22 protein-coding genes and 1 tRNA gene are annotated in these 21,421 nt (G+C 63.2%); 13 read left to right on the forward strand and 10 right to left on the reverse strand.

Features of this window, described 5'->3' with window-relative positions; genetic code table 11:
* Positions 1-123 precede the first annotated feature (123 nt).
* A complete protein-coding gene (locus AMS69_RS04120) occupies positions 124-834 on the reverse strand; it encodes a S26 family signal peptidase (RefSeq protein WP_053966810.1) in 711 nt (236 codons plus the stop codon).
* 88 nt (positions 835-922) lie between these two features.
* Between AMS69_RS04120 and AMS69_RS04125 the strand changes: the two genes are divergently transcribed.
* Together AMS69_RS04125 and AMS69_RS04130 are read left to right on the forward strand one after the other, a co-directional pair.
* The gene (locus AMS69_RS04125; protein WP_053966811.1) at positions 923-2,491 is read left to right on the forward strand and encodes a DNA-directed DNA polymerase II small subunit; all 1,569 of its coding nucleotides are present in this window, start codon (positions 923-925) and stop codon (positions 2,489-2,491) included.
* A gap of 386 nt (positions 2,492-2,877) precedes the next feature.
* Positions 2,878-4,173: an O-acetylhomoserine aminocarboxypropyltransferase/cysteine synthase family protein gene (locus AMS69_RS04130; RefSeq protein ID WP_053966812.1), complete on the forward strand. Its 1,296-nt coding sequence runs from the start codon at positions 2,878-2,880 to the stop codon at positions 4,171-4,173.
* A 272-nt stretch (positions 4,174-4,445) separates the two neighbouring features.
* Here the strand turns inward: AMS69_RS04130 and serB are convergent, their stop codons facing one another.
* From serB to AMS69_RS04145, 3 genes are all read right to left on the reverse strand, one after another.
* The gene (gene serB / locus AMS69_RS04135) at positions 4,446-5,078 is read right to left on the reverse strand and encodes a phosphoserine phosphatase SerB (RefSeq protein WP_053966813.1); all 633 of its coding nucleotides are present in this window, start codon (positions 5,076-5,078) and stop codon (positions 4,446-4,448) included.
* Between the two features lie 220 nt (positions 5,079-5,298).
* Complete coding sequence (locus AMS69_RS04140; protein WP_053966814.1) at positions 5,299-6,708, reverse strand: erythromycin esterase family protein; 1,410 nt, start codon at positions 6,706-6,708, stop codon at positions 5,299-5,301.
* Positions 6,709-7,075: 367 nt separating this feature from the next.
* A complete protein-coding gene (locus tag AMS69_RS04145) occupies positions 7,076-9,253 on the reverse strand; it encodes an ATP-dependent DNA helicase (protein ID WP_053966815.1) in 2,178 nt (725 codons plus the stop codon).
* A 76-nt stretch (positions 9,254-9,329) separates the two neighbouring features.
* Here AMS69_RS04145 and AMS69_RS04150 point away from each other — a divergent pair, with 76 nt between their 5' ends.
* Entirely contained in the window at positions 9,330-10,082 is a 753-nt protein-coding gene (locus AMS69_RS04150; RefSeq protein ID WP_053966816.1) for a hypothetical protein, read from the forward strand.
* On the opposite strand, the gene AMS69_RS04155 is transcribed toward AMS69_RS04150, so the two are convergent.
* Positions 10,061-11,032, reverse strand: coding sequence for a cation diffusion facilitator family transporter (locus tag AMS69_RS04155; protein ID WP_053966817.1), 972 nt, complete (start codon positions 11,030-11,032; stop codon positions 10,061-10,063). The genes AMS69_RS04150 and AMS69_RS04155 overlap by 22 nt on opposite strands.
* Positions 11,033-11,098: 66 nt before the next feature.
* On the opposite strand from AMS69_RS04155, the gene AMS69_RS04160 reads away from it, so the two are divergent.
* Complete coding sequence (locus tag AMS69_RS04160) at positions 11,099-11,608, forward strand: metallophosphoesterase (protein ID WP_053966818.1); 510 nt, start codon at positions 11,099-11,101, stop codon at positions 11,606-11,608.
* Positions 11,609-11,671: 63 nt separating this feature from the next.
* Here AMS69_RS04160 and AMS69_RS04165 read toward each other — a convergent pair whose 3' ends face one another.
* Positions 11,672-12,355, reverse strand: a complete 684-nt coding sequence (locus AMS69_RS04165) for an ArsR/SmtB family transcription factor (RefSeq protein WP_053966819.1) — start codon at positions 12,353-12,355, stop codon at positions 11,672-11,674.
* A 159-nt stretch (positions 12,356-12,514) separates the two neighbouring features.
* Between AMS69_RS04165 and AMS69_RS21030 the strand changes: the two genes are divergently transcribed.
* The 3 genes from AMS69_RS21030 (at position 12,515) to AMS69_RS04175 (ending at position 14,387) form a co-directional block, all read left to right on the forward strand.
* Positions 12,515-12,640: a DUF7859 family protein gene (locus tag AMS69_RS21030; protein WP_004959992.1), complete on the forward strand. Its 126-nt coding sequence runs from the start codon at positions 12,515-12,517 to the stop codon at positions 12,638-12,640.
* Between the two features lie 43 nt (positions 12,641-12,683).
* The gene (locus AMS69_RS04170; protein ID WP_053966820.1) at positions 12,684-13,775 is read left to right on the forward strand and encodes an aminopeptidase; all 1,092 of its coding nucleotides are present in this window, start codon (positions 12,684-12,686) and stop codon (positions 13,773-13,775) included.
* A 237-nt stretch (positions 13,776-14,012) separates the two neighbouring features.
* A complete protein-coding gene (locus AMS69_RS04175) occupies positions 14,013-14,387 on the forward strand; it encodes a YccF domain-containing protein (protein ID WP_053966821.1) in 375 nt (124 codons plus the stop codon).
* A gap of 3 nt (positions 14,388-14,390) precedes the next feature.
* Here the strand turns inward: AMS69_RS04175 and AMS69_RS04180 are convergent, their stop codons facing one another.
* Entirely contained in the window at positions 14,391-14,906 is a 516-nt protein-coding gene (locus tag AMS69_RS04180) for a CNNM domain-containing protein (protein WP_053966822.1), read from the reverse strand.
* Between the two features lie 107 nt (positions 14,907-15,013).
* Between AMS69_RS04180 and AMS69_RS04185 the strand changes: the two genes are divergently transcribed.
* Entirely contained in the window at positions 15,014-15,334 is a 321-nt protein-coding gene (locus tag AMS69_RS04185) for a zinc ribbon domain-containing protein (RefSeq protein ID WP_053966823.1), read from the forward strand.
* Here the strand turns inward: AMS69_RS04185 and AMS69_RS04190 are convergent, their stop codons facing one another.
* Together AMS69_RS04190 and AMS69_RS04195 are read right to left on the reverse strand one after the other, a co-directional pair.
* Positions 15,335-16,174, reverse strand: coding sequence for a hypothetical protein (locus AMS69_RS04190; RefSeq protein WP_053966824.1), 840 nt, complete (start codon positions 16,172-16,174; stop codon positions 15,335-15,337).
* Between the two features lie 60 nt (positions 16,175-16,234).
* Entirely contained in the window at positions 16,235-17,263 is a 1,029-nt protein-coding gene (locus tag AMS69_RS04195) for a radical SAM protein (RefSeq protein WP_053966825.1), read from the reverse strand.
* A gap of 121 nt (positions 17,264-17,384) precedes the next feature.
* On the opposite strand from AMS69_RS04195, the gene AMS69_RS04200 reads away from it, so the two are divergent.
* From AMS69_RS04200 to AMS69_RS04220, 5 genes are all read left to right on the forward strand, one after another.
* Positions 17,385-18,731 (forward strand): MFS transporter, encoded by a 1,347-nt coding sequence (locus tag AMS69_RS04200; protein WP_053966826.1) that lies wholly within the window; start codon positions 17,385-17,387, stop codon positions 18,729-18,731.
* A 37-nt stretch (positions 18,732-18,768) separates the two neighbouring features.
* Positions 18,769-19,269, forward strand: a complete 501-nt coding sequence (locus AMS69_RS04205; RefSeq protein ID WP_053966827.1) for a phosphate-starvation-inducible PsiE family protein — start codon at positions 18,769-18,771, stop codon at positions 19,267-19,269.
* 45 nt (positions 19,270-19,314) lie between these two features.
* Positions 19,315-20,412: a DUF373 family protein gene (locus AMS69_RS04210; RefSeq protein WP_053966828.1), complete on the forward strand. Its 1,098-nt coding sequence runs from the start codon at positions 19,315-19,317 to the stop codon at positions 20,410-20,412.
* Positions 20,412-20,708, forward strand: a complete 297-nt coding sequence (locus AMS69_RS04215) for a hypothetical protein (protein WP_053966829.1) — start codon at positions 20,412-20,414, stop codon at positions 20,706-20,708. The genes AMS69_RS04210 and AMS69_RS04215 overlap by 1 nt, the downstream gene beginning before the upstream one ends.
* A gap of 54 nt (positions 20,709-20,762) precedes the next feature.
* A tRNA-Arg gene (locus AMS69_RS04220) sits at positions 20,763-20,867 on the forward strand.
* Positions 20,868-20,992: 125 nt separating this feature from the next.
* Here AMS69_RS04220 and AMS69_RS04225 read toward each other — a convergent pair.
* Positions 20,993-21,355 (reverse strand): group I truncated hemoglobin, encoded by a 363-nt coding sequence (locus AMS69_RS04225; RefSeq protein ID WP_053966830.1) that lies wholly within the window; start codon positions 21,353-21,355, stop codon positions 20,993-20,995.
* Positions 21,356-21,421 lie beyond the last annotated feature (66 nt).

Consider the following 21,421-nt stretch of genomic DNA (forward strand, 5'->3'; position numbering starts at 1 on the left):
CCGGTCCCTCGGTTTCGTCTCCGTCCGACGACCGATTGTCTGACCCGGCCATTCGTACCACGAATTCTCGGAGGCGACCAATCAACTTTCTGTTGTTAGAGCGAACACTACCGTCCGAGTTGGTCAACTCGCCGTCGGCGCTGAAGCTTCTCGGACCGCTATCGACGCTGATGGGTGCCATAGCTGAGACGGCTGGACCCGGACGTACCCGAGACGCGGGATTCGGAAGATTCCGGTTCCAATGACCCACTCCGGGCGCACAACAGTACTCGCTCCGGTGACCTGATCGTATCTAGTGTTGGTCACTTTGTTGTCACCTTTCGTGATAAATCCAGCGTGGGGGGCTGGGCAGTTCCGAAGCTCGTCGCAACTGTCCGCGCTTCCGATGTACGTCTGGTTCGCTCGGTCGTACCAGTTCTCGCCGGCATCAACCCACAGCATCGACCGGTGGATAATCGGCGTTCGCTGTTCGTTACCGTTGGGTTCGAAGACGATGACATCTCCGGACCGCTGAAAGGTTCGATATCCGGTTTCGGCCCCGGCCGCTGCTGTTACAACGCCGTGACGCGCCTCCTGTCCAGGGAACCGCTCTGCGTCCATGACAAACACCATGTCACCGGTGTCGATGTGTGGCTCCATACTCCCGCTCTCGATGGCGACAAGCGGGGGCCACACCCCGCTGACGGCAAACAGGAGCGCACCGACGAGCATGACCGCTCCGACGCTCGTACCGATGTCGCGGACGTACAGGCCGAGACGAAACGTCGGGCTGGTGTCCACAGCCTCCTCTGTTCCGTCTGGCGACGTGCTGCTGGTCGATTCGTCCCGGCCCATTCTATCTCGGATTGCCGACAGCGGGGTATCAATCTTGTGACGGCCGTCGGTCCGCTATCCTTTTGCCCGCAGACACTGAGTGTGGAACGTGCCTCTGGAGACGCCGGCACGAATCGTCAGCGAACTCGCGAGCCGGGGCTACAACGCGGAGCGCGAGGCAGTGACCCGGATCGCCGATACCCCGGATCCATCGGCGACGCTGGAACGCGCACTCGAAACCCTCCCCGATGACGCCCTGAAGCTGACAACCGACCACGTCGAATCTGTGATTGAAACGACAGAAGATAGGGAAAACACGCCGAATACCGGATCAGAATCCGGAGATGAAATCACCGGCACTCCACCCAAGTCACACCCCTCCGTTTCAACTGGAACAGATCCAGTCCCGTCGACCGAACCGGGTGCGTCTCCTCCACCTGAAACGGAGGGGTCACGGGACGTGGACACATCCCTCCGGGCAATCGAGGTTGCGAACGATATGACCGGCCAGTCAACTGGGACTGGCGAGTATTCGGACTTCGTCTCGGTGTTCCGGGACCGCTACGAGAAACTGGCGAGCAAACTCCGGGGTAGAGTGAACCACCGGCCGACCGACGCAATCGAAAACATGGGCGGCGGCAGCGACGCGGCGCTGATCGGGATGGTCTCGGACATCCGCTCGACCGCCAGCGGGCACTGGCTCGTCGAACTGGAAGACACGAACGGAACCTTCCCCTGTCTGGTGATGAAAGACCGCCCTATCGCCGACCTCGTCCAGCAGTTGCTCATGGACGAGGTCATCGCCGTCGAGGGGACGCTGGCCGACGACGCCGGCATCCTGTTTGTGGACTCGCTTTACTTCCCGGACGTGCCCCGAACGCACAGCCCCTCGACCGCTGACCGTCACGTTCAGGCGGCGCTCATCTCCGACGTTCACGTCGGGAGCCAGGAGTTCATGGAGGACGCCTGGCACCGGTTCACGGACTGGCTCCACACTCCGGAGGCTGAGACCGTCGAGTACCTGCTCATCGCCGGCGACATGGTTGAGGGCGTCGGCATCTACCCCGAGCAGGACGAGGAACTGGACATTATCGACATCTACGACCAGTACGAGGCCTTCTCGGAGTACCTCAAGGAGGTCCCGGGTGACATGGAGATCCGGATGATTCCGGGCAACCACGACGCCGTCCGACTGGCAGAGCCACAACCCGGCTTCGACGAGGAGTTGCGGGACATCATGAGTGCCCACGACGCGCAGGTCCACTCGAACCCGTCGCTGGTCACCGTCGAGGGCGTCACAGTGCTGATGTACCACGGCGTCTCGCTGGACGAGGTCATCGCCGAACTTCCGGACGAGGAGGCCAGCTACGAGGAGCCACACAAGGCGATGTACCAGCTCCTGAAGAAGCGCCACGTCGCGCCCCAGTACGGCGGCCACACCCGGCTCGCCCCCGAGGACCGCGACTATCTGGTCATGGAGGAGGTCCCGGACGTGTTCCACACTGGCCACGTCCACAAGCTCGGCTGGGGCGAGTACCACAACGTCGTTGCGCTGAACTCCGGGTGCTGGCAGGCCCAGACCGCATTCCAGAAGAGCGTCAATATCGACCCCGATGCCGGCTTTGCACCAATTCTGGACCTGGATACGCTTTCGATGACAGTCCGGAAGTTCTCCTGAACCACCTTTTTCAGCGTCGCCTTTCCTCGCTCGCTTGGCTCGCTGCGGGAAGGCTCCTTGAAAAACGTGGGCGAAAAATGCCGGTCGCTCACTGGGTTCGCGACCGGTGAAACCGCTCGCCGCCGGCGAGCGGTATGCTACTACCCATTCACGCCGGCGGGCCTGCCCTTCCCCGGGTCGCTTCGGGTGCGACAGTCGTCGCACCACTTGCTCCCGGCCGTCCGCGTGTTCGCGCGTTGTCTCGACAGCATTCCATCGACCTGTACTCTGGCCAATCATGGACGAATGTATTCGGTAGTAGTGCGAAGAATCACCGCTATCTCGTAGCAGTGGCGGGGCTCACCGGTGTGGTCGCAATTAAGGCCTGTCAGGTGGAAGTGGGGTGTATGAGTGACGACCAAGACCACGGATTCGAAACCGACGCCTTGCACGTCGGGCAAGAGCCGGACGCCGAGACACGCTCGCGCGCCCCGCCGCTGTACCAGACCACCTCGTACGTCTTTGAGGACGCGGAGGACGCGGCAAAGCAGTTCGCACTGGAGAAGCCGGGCCACATCTACTCGCGGCTGATGAACCCCACCGTCGGGATGCTCCAGGAGCGCCTCGCCGCACTTGAAGGCGGCGTCGGCGCGGTCGCCACCGCGTCAGGTATGGCGTCGCTGAACCTGGCGACGTTCCTGCTCGCGGACGTCGGCGACAACGTCGTCACGGCGTCGTCGCTGTACGGCGGGACCTACACCTACTACACCCACACCGCGCCGCGCAACGGCGTCGAAACCCGCTTCGTCGACACGCTCGACTACGACGCCTACGCCGAGGCTATCGACGAAAACACGGCCTACGTCCACTGCGAGACCATCGGCAACCCGGCGCTCGTGACGCCCGATTTCGAGCGGCTGGCCGATATCGCCCACGACCACGGCGTCCCCCTCTTCGTCGACAACACCTTCGCGACGCCGTACCTCTGTAACCCCATCGAACACGGGGCTGACCTCGTCTGGAACTCCACGACGAAGTGGATTCACGGGCACGGCACCACCGTCGGCGGCGTTCTCGTCGACGGCGGCTCGTTCCCGTGGGAGGAACACGCCGACAAGTACCCCGAAATCGCCGGCGACAACCCCGCGTACCACGGTGTCAACTTCCGTGAGCGATTCGAGGACGCGGCCTTCACCTACGCCGCCATCGCTCGCGGTCTCCGTGACCTGGGCTGCCAGCAGTCCCCCTTCGACGCCTGGCAGACGATGCAGGGCCTCGAAACCCTCCCGTCCCGGATGGACCGCCACTGCCGGAACGCGATGGCCGTCGCCGAGTTCCTCGACGACCACCCCGAAGTCTCCTGGGTCACTTACCCCGGCCTCGATGACCACGAGACCCACGACACGGCCAGCGAGTACCTGGACGGCGGCTACGGCGGTATGATAACCTTCGGTCTCGACGCGGGCTACGACGCCGCCCGGACGACCGTCGAGTCGACGGAGATCGCCTCCCTGCTGGCCAACGTCGGCGACGCGAAGACGCTCATCATCCACCCGGCCTCGACCACCCACCAGCAACTCACGGACGAGGAGAAGGCCGCCGCCGGCGTCACCGACGACATGGTCCGCCTGTCGGTCGGCACCGAGTCCGTCGAGGACATCAAAGCCGACCTCGACCAGGCAATCGGCCAGGCAACTAACTAACGAAAAATACAGTATTCTTCGGAATTTTTCTGGACGAACGTACCAAACTGTCGCAATAATTCACCTATTCACTAGTTTTATTACGGGAGAAGACAATGTATTCAATGAACCGTCGCAGATAGCGAGCACGCGTCGGTTCACGCTCAACCATACTCTGTCATTGGTCCGACAACGACTGCTCGCGTCCGTGGGGAGCGTGCCTCTCCCCGTTTGTTCTCCGTCTATCGTGCAGCGTCCAGGTCGAGACCGTGAGCGACAAAAACAGAGGTTCGTTACAGGATTCCTTCGGCTTCCAGCAGCTCGTACAGTTCGTCCATTGTCTCGACCGTCGTGTCACACGACGGCGCGACGGCTGGTTTTGGGTCGAAGCCGATAGCCAGATTCGCCACTTCGAGCATCGGCAGGTCGTTGGCCCCGTCGCCGACGGCGACCGTCGCGTCCCGGTCTTCGCCGGTGACGGCGGTGACGACCTCCATCGCGTCGTCTTTCGTCCCGGAGATGAGCGGCCCGCGCACTTCGCCGGTCAGCTTTCCGTCTGCCACGGGCAGTCGGTTGGCGACGATGGCGTCGACCTCGACCCCCTCCGTTTCGAGTGCAGCCTCGACGCCGCGCTCGAACCCGCCAGTGAGGATGGCGACGTAGATGCCGGCGTTCCGCAGGGCCTCGATGACGTCGGCCGCACCGGGGCGCAGGGCCACTTCGTCGAAGGCCGTCTGGGCCTGCTCGTCCGAGAGGCCCTCCAGCAGCGCACACCGTTGGCGGAGGCTCTCGGCGTACTCGATCTCGTCGTTCATCGCGCGCTCGGTGATATCGGCCATGTCCTCGGCCGTCCCGTTCTGGCTCCCGAGCAGGACCGTCATCTCCGAGTCGGAGAGCGTCCCGTCGAAGTCGAAGGCGACTAGCATTACCCGTCCGTTTCGCGTGGAGGGTTTCAAACTATCCGGTTTCAGCTGGTCAGCTGACAACGCCGAGCGGGCGGTCGATGATCCGAGGTAGGCTCTCAGTCACGGTGAACCGGTCTCACACGCCCTGCGGGTCATGACTCGGGAGCTTGAGCGGGCACTGCTAATACGGAATTGGTGAAGCAGCCGTCCCGACCGGTAGTTCACGGATGACGTTCTGTGGTTACGCTGACCCGGAGAACGCTGCGGGCGAGACTTCGCGGATGAAAACGACGCCATCCATCAGTTCATCAGGGGGTTCCGGAAGTGCCATGGCACCTCGTTCAGGTACCTTCGGGGCTGTCAGTTGAAACTTCGCCGTATCCGCTGCCGAGCGGTCAATCGATGCTCGCTCCCGTACGTCTGCGAAATCAATGAAAAACTGTGGGTGTGACGCCTCAGCTAGCGTCGCTTCCAGCGTCTCGGCGACTGGACCACCGAGTTCAAACGTCTCGAACTCGGTTTTCTTGTGGTTTGCCGGCACTGCGAACGACCCCGACCCGAACAGCAGCCCGAGCGAGTAGTAGTCCGAGCCAAACCGTTCCGTCAGGTGCTGGCCCATTCGCGTTCCGCTCTCTGATGTGTCACCGACATTTCTCGTCGTATGGTTGGCGTTCCCCATCACGATGGCGCGCTCCGAGTCCGTCCATTCACGGAGCCACGCGACGTTGTCGGCCATCGCCGCGTCACGGATCGTTTTACCCTGTGTGTACTCCTCTGCAGCGAGCTTCTCAACGAACCGTAACCCTCGCCCGAGCGTCCAGACGTGGCGCTGTATAAGCCGGAACTCGGTCTCCGAACGCTGTTCCACGTAGCGGCTCTTGTGAGTTCGCAGTCGTTCCTTCAGATCCTCGAGCAGTGCCATCTGAGAATCAGTCGCGACCGCGGCGGGATCGGTCGTCTGGAACCGCGTCGTCAACGGTTCGAGCGAGTCCTCGATCTCCGCCAGATACTCCGGGTCCACGCTATCGAGGTACGTCCGGATGGCCCTCGCGTTGATGTGATAGAACTGGGCATCGTACCCACGCACGACAGCCTGGTCCGCACTGGGTCGCCCGTCGTTGAACTCCCGTAGCCACTGGAACAGCCGGCGGATCTCGTCGGTCTGCCAGAAGTAGAATTCGAGTGACGACAGCGCCGTGTCGAGGTCCCCCTTCCCGTCAGTAACGTACGCATTCACGGGAGCGAAGTCACCGAGCGTCCCCTCTATCGCCACCAAGCGGTAGCCGTGGTCGCCGACCAGCCGCTGGACGAGTTGTCGAGGAATCTCTTTGAATTCTTTCACCCCGTGTGAACTCTCTCCGATCCCGACGATCGGCGTCTCAGCGAGTCGGGCGGCGATATCGTCGAGCCCACTGGACGAGGCTGTCAGGTCGAACGGAATTGCCTGGTTATCGATAGCCCTGAGGAGGTCGCTTGTCTCTGTTGCTCCGTCACCGGTCGGACTCGAGCCTGTCGTGTTCCTATCAGTGGTCTCTATCGCTGATTCTGTGGTTTCAACAGTGTTCCCGGAACAACCCGCTAACGCACTGGCGGTAACTGCGCTGGCCACCGTGACAAACTCGCGACGTGAGATATCTGTTGTTGGCTTCATCGCGCTTTCTCAGGACGTGCGGTTCAAAACCGCGGAGAATAAAGCTACGAGCAGTTTTCCAGTCTTTGCAAACGATTCGACGTATCGACGACTTTATATTTAAACCGGCAGCAGAATCAAAATTAGCCTATGATGAACACAGCGACTATCGCAGGGCCATCTGAGTCTGAGTCCCTTCTACAGCGGACTTACGGAAATACTCCACAGATTAACTCTACGGCTTCGGCGGCGGCCCGTCGTAGGCCCCGGCATCCACCTTTTTCAGCGTCGCCGTTCCTCACTCGCGCCGCTCGTTGCGGGACGACGCCTCGAAAAACGTGGGCGAAAAACGGTGTGTTCTCACTCCGCTCGAACACATGTCACTGACTCAGGGCTTCGGCGGCGGCCCGTCGTAGGCGTCCATGTCCTGGTAGAAGTTCAGCATCGCGAACTTGAGTTTCTCGGGCCCGATGTCGACCATCTCGCGGCGCTCCTCCGGCGGGAAGGTCCCGCGGACGGCGTAGTCGTGCATCTCCATCTCGGCGGCCTCCGTGTAGCGCTTGTCCAGCAGGATGCGCGCGCCGAAGTCCTCGGGCGAGCGGACCACCCGCCCGAGGGCCTGTCTGGTCTTCCGGACCGTCGGAATCTCGACGGCGTAGCGCCAGCCGGCGTCGTCCTCGTCGTCGCCGAAGGCCACGTCGTAGGCGTCCTGGACGGCGTCCATCCGGTCGTCCAGATGGGGGTAGGGAACGCCGACGACCACGACGGTCCGGGCGTCGTCGCCGTCGTAGCTCACGCCCTCGCCCAGCGTCCCCCACAGCGAGGTGTAGAGGACGCCGTCGTCGCCGTCGGTGAAGGCCTCCCGGAGGTCACGGGCTTGGGTGCCCGGTTCGTCGAGGTATCGGGTCGCGCTCACGGCGGTCATGTCGTGGTAGCGCTCGGCCTCGCTGTAGGACGGGCAGAACACGAGCGTGTTGCCCGGCGTGAAGCGCACGATGTCTTCGAGCGTGCGGGCGATGCGCTGCTGGGTCTGTGGGTCGTCCCGCTCGCTGGAAAACAGCGCGGGGCCGTCGACGGCGTAGGTCCGGCGGCGCTCCTCGGGGAACTGCGCGCCGTAGGCCATCGTCACCGGGTCGTCGACGCCGACCACGTTCTCGGTCACGTCGAACGGCCGGAGCGTGGCGCTCATCAGCACCGCTGCGTGCAGGACGCCGAACAGGTCGCGGGTGACCTGCTCCGGGATGCAGGTGTACAGCTCCGCGCGGCCGTACACCTCGTCCGTCGACTCGTCCCGGCGGACGCTGACGACGGGGTACTGTCCGGTCTCGTCCGTCTCGTCGAGCCAGTCGGCGATGAAGCCGGCGGCCTGCAGGGTCTGACACTCCTTTCTGGTGTCGAGGTCGCCCTCCTTGAACGCCTCCTGGTAGCGGGCGTCGAGGTCTCGGCCGAGTTCCAGCGCGTGGTCCAGTTCCTCGTGGAACCCGGGGCCGGTGTACCCCTGGAGGAAGGCGAGCGTCAGGTCGTCCTTCCGGTCGTCGTTGGCGATGGTCACGTCGTCCCAGTGCTCGTCGACGGCCTCGCGCCCGCCGAACTCGAATGAGTCCTCGTAGGCCTCGACGAGGGCGTCCCGAAACGTTCCGATGACGTTGGCTGCGGCGTCGGCCCGGGCGTCATCCTCGCCGTCGAGTTCGTCCAGCGCCTGGTCGAGCGTGTTCTCGGTCAGCGTCCGCCGGGCGTGGTCGCGGGCCGCGGACTCGACGTTGTGGGCCTCGTCGAAGACGGCGATGATGTCTTCGGGGTCGCGCCCGATCCAGTGGAAGAACTGTTCGCGGATGGTCGGGTCCAGCAGGTGGTGGTAGTTACAGACGACGAGGTCGACGCCGTCCATCCCCTCTTTCAGCAGTTCGTAGCCACACAGTCCCTGCTCGTGGGCGTACTCGTACACGTCGTCGGGCGTGCGCACGTCGTCGAACAGCCAGGAGTAGAACTCGCTGGTGTCGACGGTGAGGTTCCGGTAGTAGTGGTCGCAGGTCGAGCGCTCGGTCTCGATCTCCTCGCGCTCGTCCTGCAGGTCCCGCAGTTCCTCGACGACGGCGTTGCGGGCCTCCATCGCCTCGCTGCTGCCGGCCTGCCCGTCCGAGAGGAGTTCCCCCTCGCGCTGTTCGAGTTCGGCGATGTCGCTTTCGACCTCGACGAGGTCGCGGGTCGTGTCACGCAGGGCCTGACACTCCTCGTAGTCCACGTCGATATGGCACATCGACCCTTTGCCGCGGAAGACCACGGCCCGCAGCCGTTCCTGGTCCGTTATCGCTCTGGCGTCCTCGACGAACTGGCGCATCTGCTGGTGAACGTTCGTCGTGATGACGACGGTCTTGCCCGTCTCGCGGGCGTGTTCCAGCGCGGGGACCAGCGACGCGAGCGTCTTCCCGGTCCCGCAGGCCCCTTCGAACAGCACGTCACGGCCCTCGTCGAGCGCGTCGTAGATAGTCCCCATCGCCTCCTGCTGATGGTCGTACGGCTCCTCGAAGGGGAAAAACCGCATGTAGCCGTCGTCCGTTGTCGCCACGTGCCCCGATTGGCCGTTCACCGGCAAAAGGGTTCGCCCCCACAGCTACTTGCCGCCAGCGCCCCTCACGGAACGCATGTGGCGCGCCACGCTCGCCGTCGGCATTGCCCTTCTCGCGGGGTGTTCCGGCTTCCTCCCGGCTGGCTCGACGGTGGACGACAGCAATCGGGTGACGCCAGCGCCCGTCCCCACCAGTTCGCCGGACGCCACGGTCCCGGTCCCGACCAGCGACGGGGTAGTCGACGTGGACCGACTGCTCGAACGCCACGAGCGGGCACTTTCGAACCGGAGCTTCCACCGACACGTCGAACAGGCCGGGCCACAGAACACGCTCGATGTCTGGATCGACCGTCAGCGAGGCATCCAGCGGGTCAGACAGCGGTTCGGTCCGATATCGGACGACGTGGTCCTCGCCGACGGGACGCTGTACACGAACGTCCGGGACGACCCCGATACGCCGTACGCCACCACGCCAGCGACGCCGAACACGTCGCTTGCCGCCTCGCCGCCCGGAGTTGACCTGCTTCGACGGCTCCTGTCGAACACTGCGTATCGGACGGTGGATTCCGTCCAGCGGAACGGACGGCCTGTCGCTGTTCTGGCCGCAACGAATACGGTCGAGACACCAACTGCCGAGAATGAATCCGCGGTCGGGCGGTCGCGGCTGTACGTCGACCGACAGGGGGTAATCAGACACGTCGAACACACTGAACAGCGACCGGAGCGGCCGGACATCGACACGACGATGACGGTCACAACCGATATCGCCCGCGTCCCGATCCCGTGGTGGCTCGAAGACAGCGACCCTTACAGTTCCGGCTCGACGTAGACTTTCCTGATGTCGTCGTTAGTGTCCTGCATCGCCGATTCCAGCGCCGTTATTTCTGCATCCATCGACTCCGTATCGAGGGCAGGGTCGAACCGCAGGTCGGCGAAGACGAGGACCTCGTTCGGGCCGAAATACACCGTCCGGAAGCCGATAATTTCGTCCACGTTCCCGTTCTGCATAACAACGTCACGAAGCCGCTGTTCCTCGTCCGTCGGGAGACTTTCTCCCAGCAACAGACGCTTGTTCTCCCAGGCCAGCGCCAGGGCAAAGCCCATCAGCATGATGCCGATGAGCAGCGCGGAGATCCGGTCGAAAAAGGGGTTGCCGGTCTGCTGTTCGAGGAACAGGCCGACCAGCGCGATGACGATACCCGCGAGCGCGATGGCGTCTTCTGTCAGTGCGGTCAGTGTGGTCACGTCGCTGGTCTTGCGGAACGCCTCGCGGTAGCCCGACCAGTCGTTGCGGTCGATCTGGCGTTTCATCTCGGCGCGGGCCTTCACGAGCGCGTACGTCTCAAACACGAACGCGCCGAGGAGGACGGTGTAGTTGACCCACAGCGGGTCCAGCCACGCCGGGGGCTGGAAAGAGAAAAACAGGAACTCGACGGCCTCGCCGGCGTGTCCACCCCCGCCGTGGCCGCCGGCCGTGAGCTCGTTCCAGCCGTGTTTCGCGCTCTCCCAGCCGGCGATGCCGAACAGGAACACGGAGACGAGGAAGCTATAGAAGAACTGCGCCTTGCCGTAGCCGAAGGGATGACGGCGGTCGCGCTCCCGCTCGCTGAACCGGATACCGATGAGCAGGAACACCTGATTCCCGGTGTCTGAGATGCTGTGGTACGTCTCCGACAGCATCGCGGCACTCCCCGTAAGAAGGAAGCCGAAGAACTTCAGAATCGCGATCGCGCCGTTGGCTATCAGTGCGGCGATGACGACCGATTTACTCCCTGCCATTATTTTTCCGTCACGACCGTAACGCAAAATGCTTCTGGATTTATACCTGGCTCCGCTACCGTCAGTATGCTCACTGCTATCTCAGACACGCACGGAACGGAGGACCATCGGCTGACAGGTCGGACGCTTGACGCTGTCCGCGAAGCCGACCATGTTCTCCATGCAGGCGATTTCATGACCGAGCAGGTCCTCGATTCTATCGAGGCCGAATGCGACGAACTGACCGGCGTTGTCGGGAACAACGACAGACCAGCGGTCCGTGATCGACTCCCAGACGTTGCGACTGTCTCCTGGGAGGGGCTGACTATCGTCGTTGTCCACGGGCACGAGCACACCGAAACCGCACTCGGCATGCTGGCCCGACAGGAGGAGGCCGACATCGTCGTCGTCGGTCACTCACACAAACCCGTACTGACCGATTTCGGCGGCTGGACGCTGGTCAATCCGGGTAGCTACGCCGACCCGCGGCGCTATCAACCGGCCCACGCGGAACTGGACGTGATGGCTGGCGACGTTCGCGTCCGCCTTCGCTCCCCGGACGGGACGCCGATTTCGACGACTATCGTCGAGCGGTGAGCGTATCGTAGCGACGCTACCTGTGGTCACTTTGGGATACCGGAGCAAAACAGCCGCAAGCGGTTACTGTCGCAGATACCACAGCGCCGCCATGCCCGCGATGACGAATGCGCCGCCAGCAAAGAACGCCAGGCCCGGCGGAATCACGGCAGCAGCGGCCTCGGCGCCGCCCTGTGCGGCGGTGTCGAGTGCGCCCGCAGTAGCCTCGAAGCCGCCGTCGGTCACAGTCGCGTTCTCGGCGTAAAAACTCGGGTCCCGGCTGCCAGTGTCCGCACTTCCGGACGACACTGTTGGGCCGCCAAACAGCGTTCCCAGCCCGCTCCCGAACACTTGCTGGATCAGCAGGCTGGCGAAGCCGATAATCGCGAGACCGCCGATAATGTTCGCCAGCGCTGCCCGCAGTCCCGATGTCTCCTGTTCGTCACCGGCACAGATAACGAGTGGCTGGTTGGCCGGCGCGAATACGTCCATCTCGCGCCCCTTCTCGGAGTACGCCGTGTCGACGACCTCGACTGCACCGGCGTTCTTCAGTTTCTTCAGGTGATACTGTGCGTTCTGCAGCGACGTATCCACCCGGTCGGCCAGCTCTGACGGCGGCGCCGGCTCCTTGTTTAGTTCTGACAGTAAATTGCGCGCTGTCTCTGCCGAGAGTGCCGACAGCACGTCGTCCGCATCATCACTGTCGACACCGATGACTCGGGGTTCGGCGTCCGGGGTCGCCGGGTCCCGAGAGGGCAGCAACGACATGACTATCTGTATGTTCTATGGGATTATGAGTCTTTGCCAAAGGACAGTGGTCGTTGTAGCTATCGGTCAAACCCCTGTTTTACCCTCCAAAATCGACCGGCAGACGCCCGAAGGCACCCCTCCCGAAAGCATTTTCATCTCGGCTCGACAACCGCTGGTATGGCTGACCTGCTCACGTACGCGCTCCTCGCTGCTGTGCTCCTGTTTTTCTTTTTCATGTATCTGATGCTCCGGCGGACCTTTCAGGGGTTCAAGGAAGGGTTCCAGCAGAGCAAGAAGAAGTAGCCGGGAGGGTAACGATTAGGAGGCGTCGGTGGTGCCTATCTGTATGGACCCACGTATCCGCGAACACGCGGAAGTCATTGTTGACCACTCTATCGATTTGAGCGAAGGCGACAACCTCGTTATCGACGCGCACCCTCAGGCTGCAGATCTCGTTACCGCCCTCCACGAGTTCGCCGCCGACCGTGGCGCAAATCCGCTCGTCGTGCAGGACCGCCTCGGCGAGCGGTTCCGTCGCGCCTACCTCCGCAACCGCGACGAGTTTGAGACACCGAGCCACGTCGAGGCGCTGTACGAGGAGATGGACGCGTATATCGCGATCAAGGGTAGCGACAATGTCACCGAGACCAGCGATGTCGACCCCGAAACAACGGCCGCCTATCAGCAGTCCCAGCAGCCGCTCCTGAACGAGCGGCTCTCGAAGACCTGGTGTCTCACGCAATATCCTGCGCCCGCCAACGCACAGCTCGCCCAGACGTCCACGGAAGGGTACGAGAACTTCGTCTGGGATGCTGTCCTCAAAGACTGGGACGCCGTTCGCGAGCACCAGTCACAGATGGTCGAGATACTCGACCCCGCCGACGAAGTCCGCATCGTCTCCGGGGAGACAACAGACGTGACGATGTCTATCGCCGGCAACGAGACGCTCAACGACTACGGCGAGAAGAACCTCCCCGGCGGAGAGGTATTCACCGCCCCCGTCCCCGACAGCGTCGAGGGCGAGGTGCTGTTCGACAAGCCGCTGTACCATCAGGGTCGGGAAGTGACTGATGTTTTCCTTCGCTTCGAGGGCGGCGAAGTCGTCGAGCACAGCGCCGCGAAGAACGAGGACCTCCTGACAGAGGTGCTATCGACTGATGATGGGGCGAGCCGACTCGGCGAACTGGGTATCGGAATGAACCGGGATATCGACCAGTTCTCCTACAATATGCTGTTCGATGAAAAGATGGGCGACACCGTTCATATGGCGGTAGGGCGAGCCTACGACGCCACTGTCGGCGAGGAGAACGACCAAAACGAGTCCGCAGTCCACGTGGACATGATTGTCGACATGAGCGAGGACTCGTTCATCGAAGTCGATGGCGAAGTCGTCCAGCGGGACGGGACGTTTGTCTTTGAAGACGGGTTCGAGGACTGAGTATCGACCGCGAACGGAGTGAGCGGTCGGCTTTTTCATCGACGTTTTTCGAGGAGTGGTCGCCGAAGGTGACCCGACGATGAAAAAGGTCGGTGCAGGTCGTCCAGCGGGACGGGACGTTCGTCTTTGAGGACGGGTTTGAAGGGTACCGCCAGACCCACACTGTGTGGCTGCCCCACATTCTGTCCTCACACACTGGACAGGAAGCTTATGATGCCGGCTGAGGTAGGGTCAGGTATGAGTGAACAGCGGTCCCTCTTTGTCAGGGCGGTGTGGTTCCTGCTCGTCGGCTGGTGGGTGACCGGCATCTGGCTCTCGGTCGCGTGGTTCCTGAACGTCACAATCATCGGCCTCCCGCTGGGCATCAAGATGATAAACAAGGTGCCACTGGTGCTGACGCTCAAGCGACGTGATCGGCTCGTCACGGAGAGTGCTGGCGGCTCGCAGCACTCATTGCTCGTCCGGGCGATCTGGTTCGTCCTCGTCGGCTGGTGGGCCAGTGGCGTCTGGACCGGTGTCGCGTACGCGCTGTCGTTGACAATCGTCGGCCTGCCGCTGGCAATCTGGATGTACAACAGGCTCCCGTTCGTCGTTTCGCTGTACCAGTACTGACGGTCACTCCAGATACGGCTTTTCGATGTCCGTTTCGCCCGTAATGAGTGCAGTTATCCGGCCAGTGATGCCATCGAACAGGGTGATAAGCGGGGAGAGTACGCGCTCGACGAGTCGGACAGGCGACGCGACAGTCAGTGCCCACGCCTGTGCGTTGCCGAGGCCGAACGCCTTCGGCACGATCTCACCGAAAATCAGGATCAGGACGCTTGTCACGACCGTGGTTGCAACGACCGCCGGTCCGGGTGAGAGATAGCTCGCGACGAGGACGGTGATGATGCTCGAAATCGCGATGTTGACGATGTTGTTGCCGACCAACAGCGTCACCAGTAGCCGGTGTGGATTATCGTACAGTTCTTGCAGCACCTGCGCTCGTCGTTCCCCCGTCGCTGCCTGTTGTGCTATCCAGTCTTTCTGCAGCGAGAACACTGCTATCTCCGAACTTGAAAAGAACGCGCTCAGTCCGAGAAGCAAGACTACAGCGAGGACGCTACCGATTGCCGCGATAAGACCACTCATACCCTGTCTTCAGCGAGACGAGGCAAGAAGGCGTTGACGCCGCCTGACGGCCCGAAAGCCGACGGCTGCGGCGAAGGATACTCGACTATCCAGTTCATTGTGAGCATATGGCACTCGGCCAGGTAGAGCTGGCGGTACGCGTCATCGCTGGCCTGTTCGTCATCGTCGCGCCGACGCTGCTGTTTCTGGGGCTCTGGCGCGGCCTCGAAGCGATGCGTGACGACGAACTCATCCAACAGGTCCACCAGCACGCCGAGATGCAGGACCAGTCGCCGGCTGGCCCTGACTGGCCGGTCGACGCAGTCCGTGACGCTGAGTCGTCGCCGCTGTCGGAGACCAGTCTGTCAGTCGTAACCTGTGACACCTGCGGCACGCCGAACATGGAAGATGCCACCTACTGCCAGGAGTGTCTCACAGAACTGGCGTAGTCAGTCTATCGTGTCGCTCTCGCCGACCTGAACCACCAGCGTTGGCTCAGAGCGCTCCGTACTGCAGTCAAGTCCCTGTTCGATGGCGTACGTTTTTGACTCCGTCCGGTTCGGGTCAATCGGTAACTCAGCCCTGACGGCGTAGGACTTCGTCGTCGAAGCACCGATGGTGTCCTCATCCCACTGGATATCGGTGTTTATAAAGACGGTTTCATCCGGGTGTTCTGTCGGGCCGACCAGACAGCCCGAAAGTGAGGGGAGATCTAGCGCCCGCAGAAACGGAGACGGGTTCGACACGGTCACGGCTCCGATCTCCCCCTCGACGTACGGGTACCTGTTCGGGGTGTGTTCCGTCTCCGGGATCGAGACGGTGACGGACTCGTTCGTCTGCACATCGTAGGTCACCCCGCCGCTGAGCGCGTCGGCTCCCACGAGTCCAGCACTCACGATGAGGAGGCCGCCGAGGGCGGCCGCCGCCGTTCGCCGCGACGGCGTCGGAATCCCTGCCCGGAGTGCGTAGCCGAGCCCGACGAACAGTCCTGCGGACATGGCGAGCAACAGGAACGTTCCCGTCTCGCCGGGCGAATACCGAACGACGACGTAGCCGACGAACACGACGTAGGTCACCCCACTGAGAGCGAAGGCGACGACGTCAAGCACGTCTCGTTCGAGGGCTACACCCGCAACAAACAGCGCAATAAAGGCCAGCAACAGCAGCGCCGCTTTCACCGTTATCGAGAGATCGAACACGACATCACGGACAAAATACAGGAGCGCTGCCGCGGCGAACAGGACACCGAGGGCGTACAGGAGTTTCCCGCTGTCGATGGCGAATCGCATGGAGGGTCACCGGCACTTCTCTCAGATGACAGATAAAACTCCGCCCGGACCCGGCGGTCCTCAGTCGTCGGCGGTGGCCCGGTCACCGGTCGCGGGACCCGACAGCGGCGTCCGCTCGACGACCGTCCCGTCGTAGGTCGGGTACTGCTCGACGATTTCGCCCTTCTCGAGGTCGCCTTCCTCGACCATCTCCTCTAACAGCCACCAGGCGAGCTCGACGTGCTCGGACTTGACGGTGTAGTACTCCTCGGGGACGCCGAGCGACTCCAGCCGGGCCTCCGAGGTCCAGGCCTTCCCGTAGACGAGCGTCCCGTCCTCGGTCACGTCGTCGAACGGACGCCGGATGTTTCGGGCCATCCGCTTGAGCCGCGAGCGGTGTTGCGCGGCGTCTTTGAACACACTCGTACAGAAGTACACCTTCTCGTGGTCGCCCATTGTCTCCAGAATGTCGTGGCTCCCTTCGACGGCGCTCATGTGGTCGTCTTTCAGCTCGAAGCCTTCCTCCTGCATCCGGCGGTAGTTCCCGTCGGACATCTCGAATTCGTTGATGTTACAGAAGTCGGCCGCGCCCTCGTCTAAGAATTCGAGGAACTCCTCCTCGGCCCGGATGCCGGGGATCTCGAAGGCCGGCGTCAGCCCCTCCTCGCGGGCGATGTAGAGGATGTCCTCCCACTCGGTCCCGTGGAGGTCGCCCCACTGCTCCAGCGGCGGGTGGAAGCGAATCTCGTCGAGGCCCGCTTCGGAGAGGCGGCGCATGTTCTCGCGGCCGCCGGGGATACCGGTGTAGAGGTGCGTGTGGTGGTCCTCGCCGAACTCGTCTTTCAGCAGTTCCAGATAGTGACAGGTCCGGTCGAGTACTTCCTGGGGTTCGCCACCTGTAATCGAGGTGCCCAGCGCGCTCATGCGCTTGGCTTCCTCGATAACGTCAGCGTCATCCTCGACGGGCCGCTCGTTGGCGTACATCTGGGTGACGTTCTTGCGGTTTTCCCCGAGGGGACAGTAGAAGCAGTCTCGCTGGTCGCAGTAGCCGTAGACGAACAGCACCATCTTGCCGCCTTTGGCGCACTGTTCGCAGCCCTCGGAAATCATTGTCTCTAGCCACCGCTCCCAGCGGGAAAAAGCGTGCGCATCGCGCTCGGCGTGCGAGACGAGCCCACGGACCGGCCATCGCCCCGGCGCGCTTATCCGCCGTCCCGACGCAGGGGCTGGTATGACAGACACCGGGACCACAAGTACCGGGTCCCGCCGCCGTGGCCTCGCAGTGGTCTTCTTTGTCGTCTTTCTGGACCTCCTGGGCTTCGGTATCATCATTCCTATTCTCCCGTACTACACCCGGACGTTCCCCGGCGGGACGGAGTTCGTTATCGGCCTGCTGGCGGCCTCCTACTCCGCGATGCAGTTCGTCTTCGCCCCGTTGCTTGGTTCGCTGTCGGACCGCGTCGGCCGCCGACCGGTGCTGGTGGTGTCGCTGTGTGGCTCGGTCATTGCGTGGACGGTGTTCGGGCTGGCCGACGCGCTCTGGCTCCTGTTCGTCTCCCGGATGCTCGCCGGCGCGATGGGCGGGAACCTCTCGACGGCCCAGGCCTACGTCGCCGACGTGACGCCGCCGGAGCGCCGGGCCGCCGCCCTTGGCTTTATCGGGGCCGCGTTCGGCCTCGGCTTCATCTTCGGCCCCGGCATCGGTGCGGTGTTGAGTTTCGACGCCACGGTCGCTGCCGTCGACGCCGTCCTGCCGGCGGCTGTCCCCGTCACCCGGTTCTCGCTCCCGAGCTTCGCCGCCGCGGCCGCGAGCCTCTGTGGCGTCGTCGTCGCCCTGCGCTTTCTCCCCGAGTCCAAATCTGTCTCTGAGTCCGCGGACGCGCCCACCACCGAACGCACCTCATCGATTTCCCAGCTCTGGACGGCGGTTTCGACCCCCGGCCTCCGCCCGTTGCTGGTGGCTTTCTTCCTCGTTTCCTTCGCCTTCTCGGGTGTCCAGGTGATGTTCGTCCCCTACGTCGCCGACATCTACGGCTACACAGCTGCACAGAGCGCGCTCCTGCTGACCTACATCGGCGTCCTCGCGGTCGTCACGCAAGGCGTGCTGGTCGGGCGGCTCTCCGCCCGCTACAGCCCGGTCCGGCTCTCGCTGTTCGGGACCGGGCTGCTCGTCGTCGGCGTCGGTACCATTCCGGCCTCGCGGCTCCTCGGTTCGGTCCTTCCAGACCTGACCGCGCTCGCCCCGTTTCTCACCGCCGACCTGCTCGGCCTGTTGCTCGTGTTGACGCTCTTGCCGCTTGGCAACGGCGTCCTCTCGGTGACGTTGACGGCGCTCGTCTCCCAGCGAGCCAGCGCCGCCCTCCAGGGGAGCGCCTTCGGCATCACGCAGGGCGCTGGCAGCCTCGCCCGGACCGTCGGCCCGCCGGTCATGGGTGGACTGTACTTCGCCGTCGGCTACTGGTCGCCGTTCGTCGTCGGCAGCGTCCTGTTGCTCCCAGTGCTGTGGCTCGTTGCCAGACTGGGCACGACGCCGGACACTTACCAGCCGCGACCGTCAGACCCGGGCCACGCCAGATAGGGACCGCTTTGAATGGGCTGGCGTTCGTTTCGTGTGTATGGATGACGAGGAGGCCGACCCCGTAGGCGGGCCGCTACCGGCCGCGGAGTCGCTCGATGATAAGCTACTCGGCTACAGCGAGACGGCCATCCGGTACGTCGAGGTGGTCGCGGCGCTGGTGCTCGTCCTGCTGTTTGCCATCGGCGTGTTCGACCTGGGGCTGCAGATATTCCAGAGTGCGCTCCGTGGCGACATCACCGATCCGCTGGTCGTTGTCGGCTTCATCGACACCGCCCTGCTCCTGTTTATCATCGTCGAGGTGTACCAGACCGTCGTCGCCTACACCCAGGAGAGCGAGACCCGGCGTATCGTCCGCCTTGTCATCTACACGGGCGTCATCGCGATGGTCCGGAAGGCCATCATCTTCCGCACCGGCGAGTACGCCTCCGAAGAGGCTGCCCTCCTCGCGGCCGGGGCCTACACCCTCATCATCCTCGGACTCGCGGCCCTGCTGCTCGTCGAACGCCGGACCCGAGGCACGCTCCCGGAATCAGGGTGACCCGGTCCCGAAAGAAGTTAAACACAGACGGCGTAGCGCCGACAGATGCTGCTGGTGCTGTGTATCGACCTCGACGACGACCTCGGCCGCAAGACCGGCATCGAGACGCCCGTCATCGGGCGCGATGCCGTCGTGGACGCAGCGGTGGCGCTGGCCTCGAACGACCCGGAGGACTCCGACGTGAACGTCCTGTTCGAGGGCGTTCACATCTACGACGACATCACCGACGAACCGGTCGAAGTCGCGGCCGTCACCGGCGTCGACGGGAGCGATGTCGCCGCCAACCGCGCGGTCGGCGAGGAGGTCGATACCGTTCTCGCCTCGCTGGCGGCCAGCGAGGACGTGCGGGCGCTCATCGTCACCGACGGCGCACAGGACGAGTCGGTGGTCCCCGTCATCCGCTCGCGGGTCCGCATCGACGGCGTCCGCCGCGTCGTCGTCCGTCAGGCCCAGAACCTCGAATCGATGTACTACACCATCAAGCAGGTACTTGATGACCCGGAAACCCGCGGCACGATTCTGGTGCCGCTGGGTATTCTCCTGCTAATCTACCCGCTGACAATCGCTATTGAAGCGCTTGGCTACCCCGGCTCTGCGCTGGGCGTCATCTCCGGCCTGCTCGGACTCTATATCCTCGCCCGAGGCCTCGGCGCCGAGAAGATACTGGACGAAGCGGTCGAGCGAACGACCGCCGGACTGTACGCCGGGCGCGTGACGATTATCACCTACGTCGTCGCGGCCGCACTGCTTGCTATCGGCGGCGTCAACGGTGTTCAGGAACTCGAACGCCAGACGGACCCCGATGCACTCGAAGTCATCGCGTCGCTGGTGTCGGGCGCGATCCAGTGGTTCGCCGCCGCCGGTATCACCTCCAGCCTCGGTCGGGTGACCGACGAGTATCTCGACGGGAGCTTCCGGTGGCGATATCTCAACGCTCCCTTCTACGTCCTCTCTATCGCCCTCGTGTTACACGCCGTTAGCGCCTTCTTCCTCGGCGCTCAGGACTTGGAGTACCTTGCCATAATGCTCACTGGCGGGACACTGCTCGGGCTGGTCAGTACGCTTGCCTTTGCCGTCGCGGAGGCCCGCTTCGACCGCCCCGAACAGCACAATCAAGGCCCCGGCGGCCCCTCGTCCGAATAATGTACGTCTCCCGTGCCGTCGAGAGTCTGCGCGCCGACCCGGTTGACGGCGAACCCGTCGATCTGGTTCTCGAAACGGCTGACGGTGCTGACCCCGAGCGCGTTGCCGCCGCTGCGGAGGCCGCCGGTGCGACCGTCGAGCGCCACCTCCAGTTCGACGACCTGCTGGTCTCGACGACACAGGACGAAATCGACGCTCTCTGTGGGCTGGATGGACTGGCAGCGATTCAGACCGGCAACGTGAACGCCATTACAACGCCCGACGATGTCGAAGAAGACCTCGACCCCCACGACTGACTGCCGACTGTGTTCCGCATTTCTTTTGTCACTACCGGAAGTACACGACAGCGAGGGCACGTAGCTCAGTCCGGATAGAGCGTCGGACTTCTATCCCCGCTGGCGCTGCCATCGGGGGAAGACATCCGACGGTCGTGGGTTCGAATCCCACCGTGCCCGTGACGCTGTTGAACGATACCGAAGCGTGCCGAAACACACAGGAGATTCCGAACACGAGAGCCACTGCCTTCGTCTCGTGGTCGAGAAGCCCACTCGCCTCTGGGATGAAAACCTGACACGACCAGCTACGCCTCAACGATGTCGTCTTCCATGGCAGCGACTTCGGTGAGGATCGCTTCGATGTCGTCGTCGGGGACCCCGTTCTCGCGGAGCGCAGCTTCGAGATGGGAGGCGACACTGGCGAAGGCGTCCGCTGTGATTCCCATGCCCTCGTGGGCGGTCTGCATATCGTCGCCGTCGTATTCGACCGGACCGCCGGCGACGGCACTGATGAACTGCGCCTGGTGGCTGCGGAGCTGGTCCATGTCGGTCTCCTCGAAGTACGGTTCGAGCAGCGGGTCGTCAAGCACGCGGTCGTAAAAATCCGAGACCACCGCCTCAACCGCGTCGCGACCGCCGATCCGCTCGAAGATGGACTGTGATGCCATTGCCGGAGGACACGGAAGCGGTCGGCATGACAGTTGTGGAAGAACATATTCGGCACAGACCAGCGT

This window comes from Haloarcula rubripromontorii, from assembly GCF_001280425.1.
GTDB lineage: Archaea > Halobacteriota > Halobacteria > Halobacteriales > Haloarculaceae > Haloarcula > Haloarcula rubripromontorii.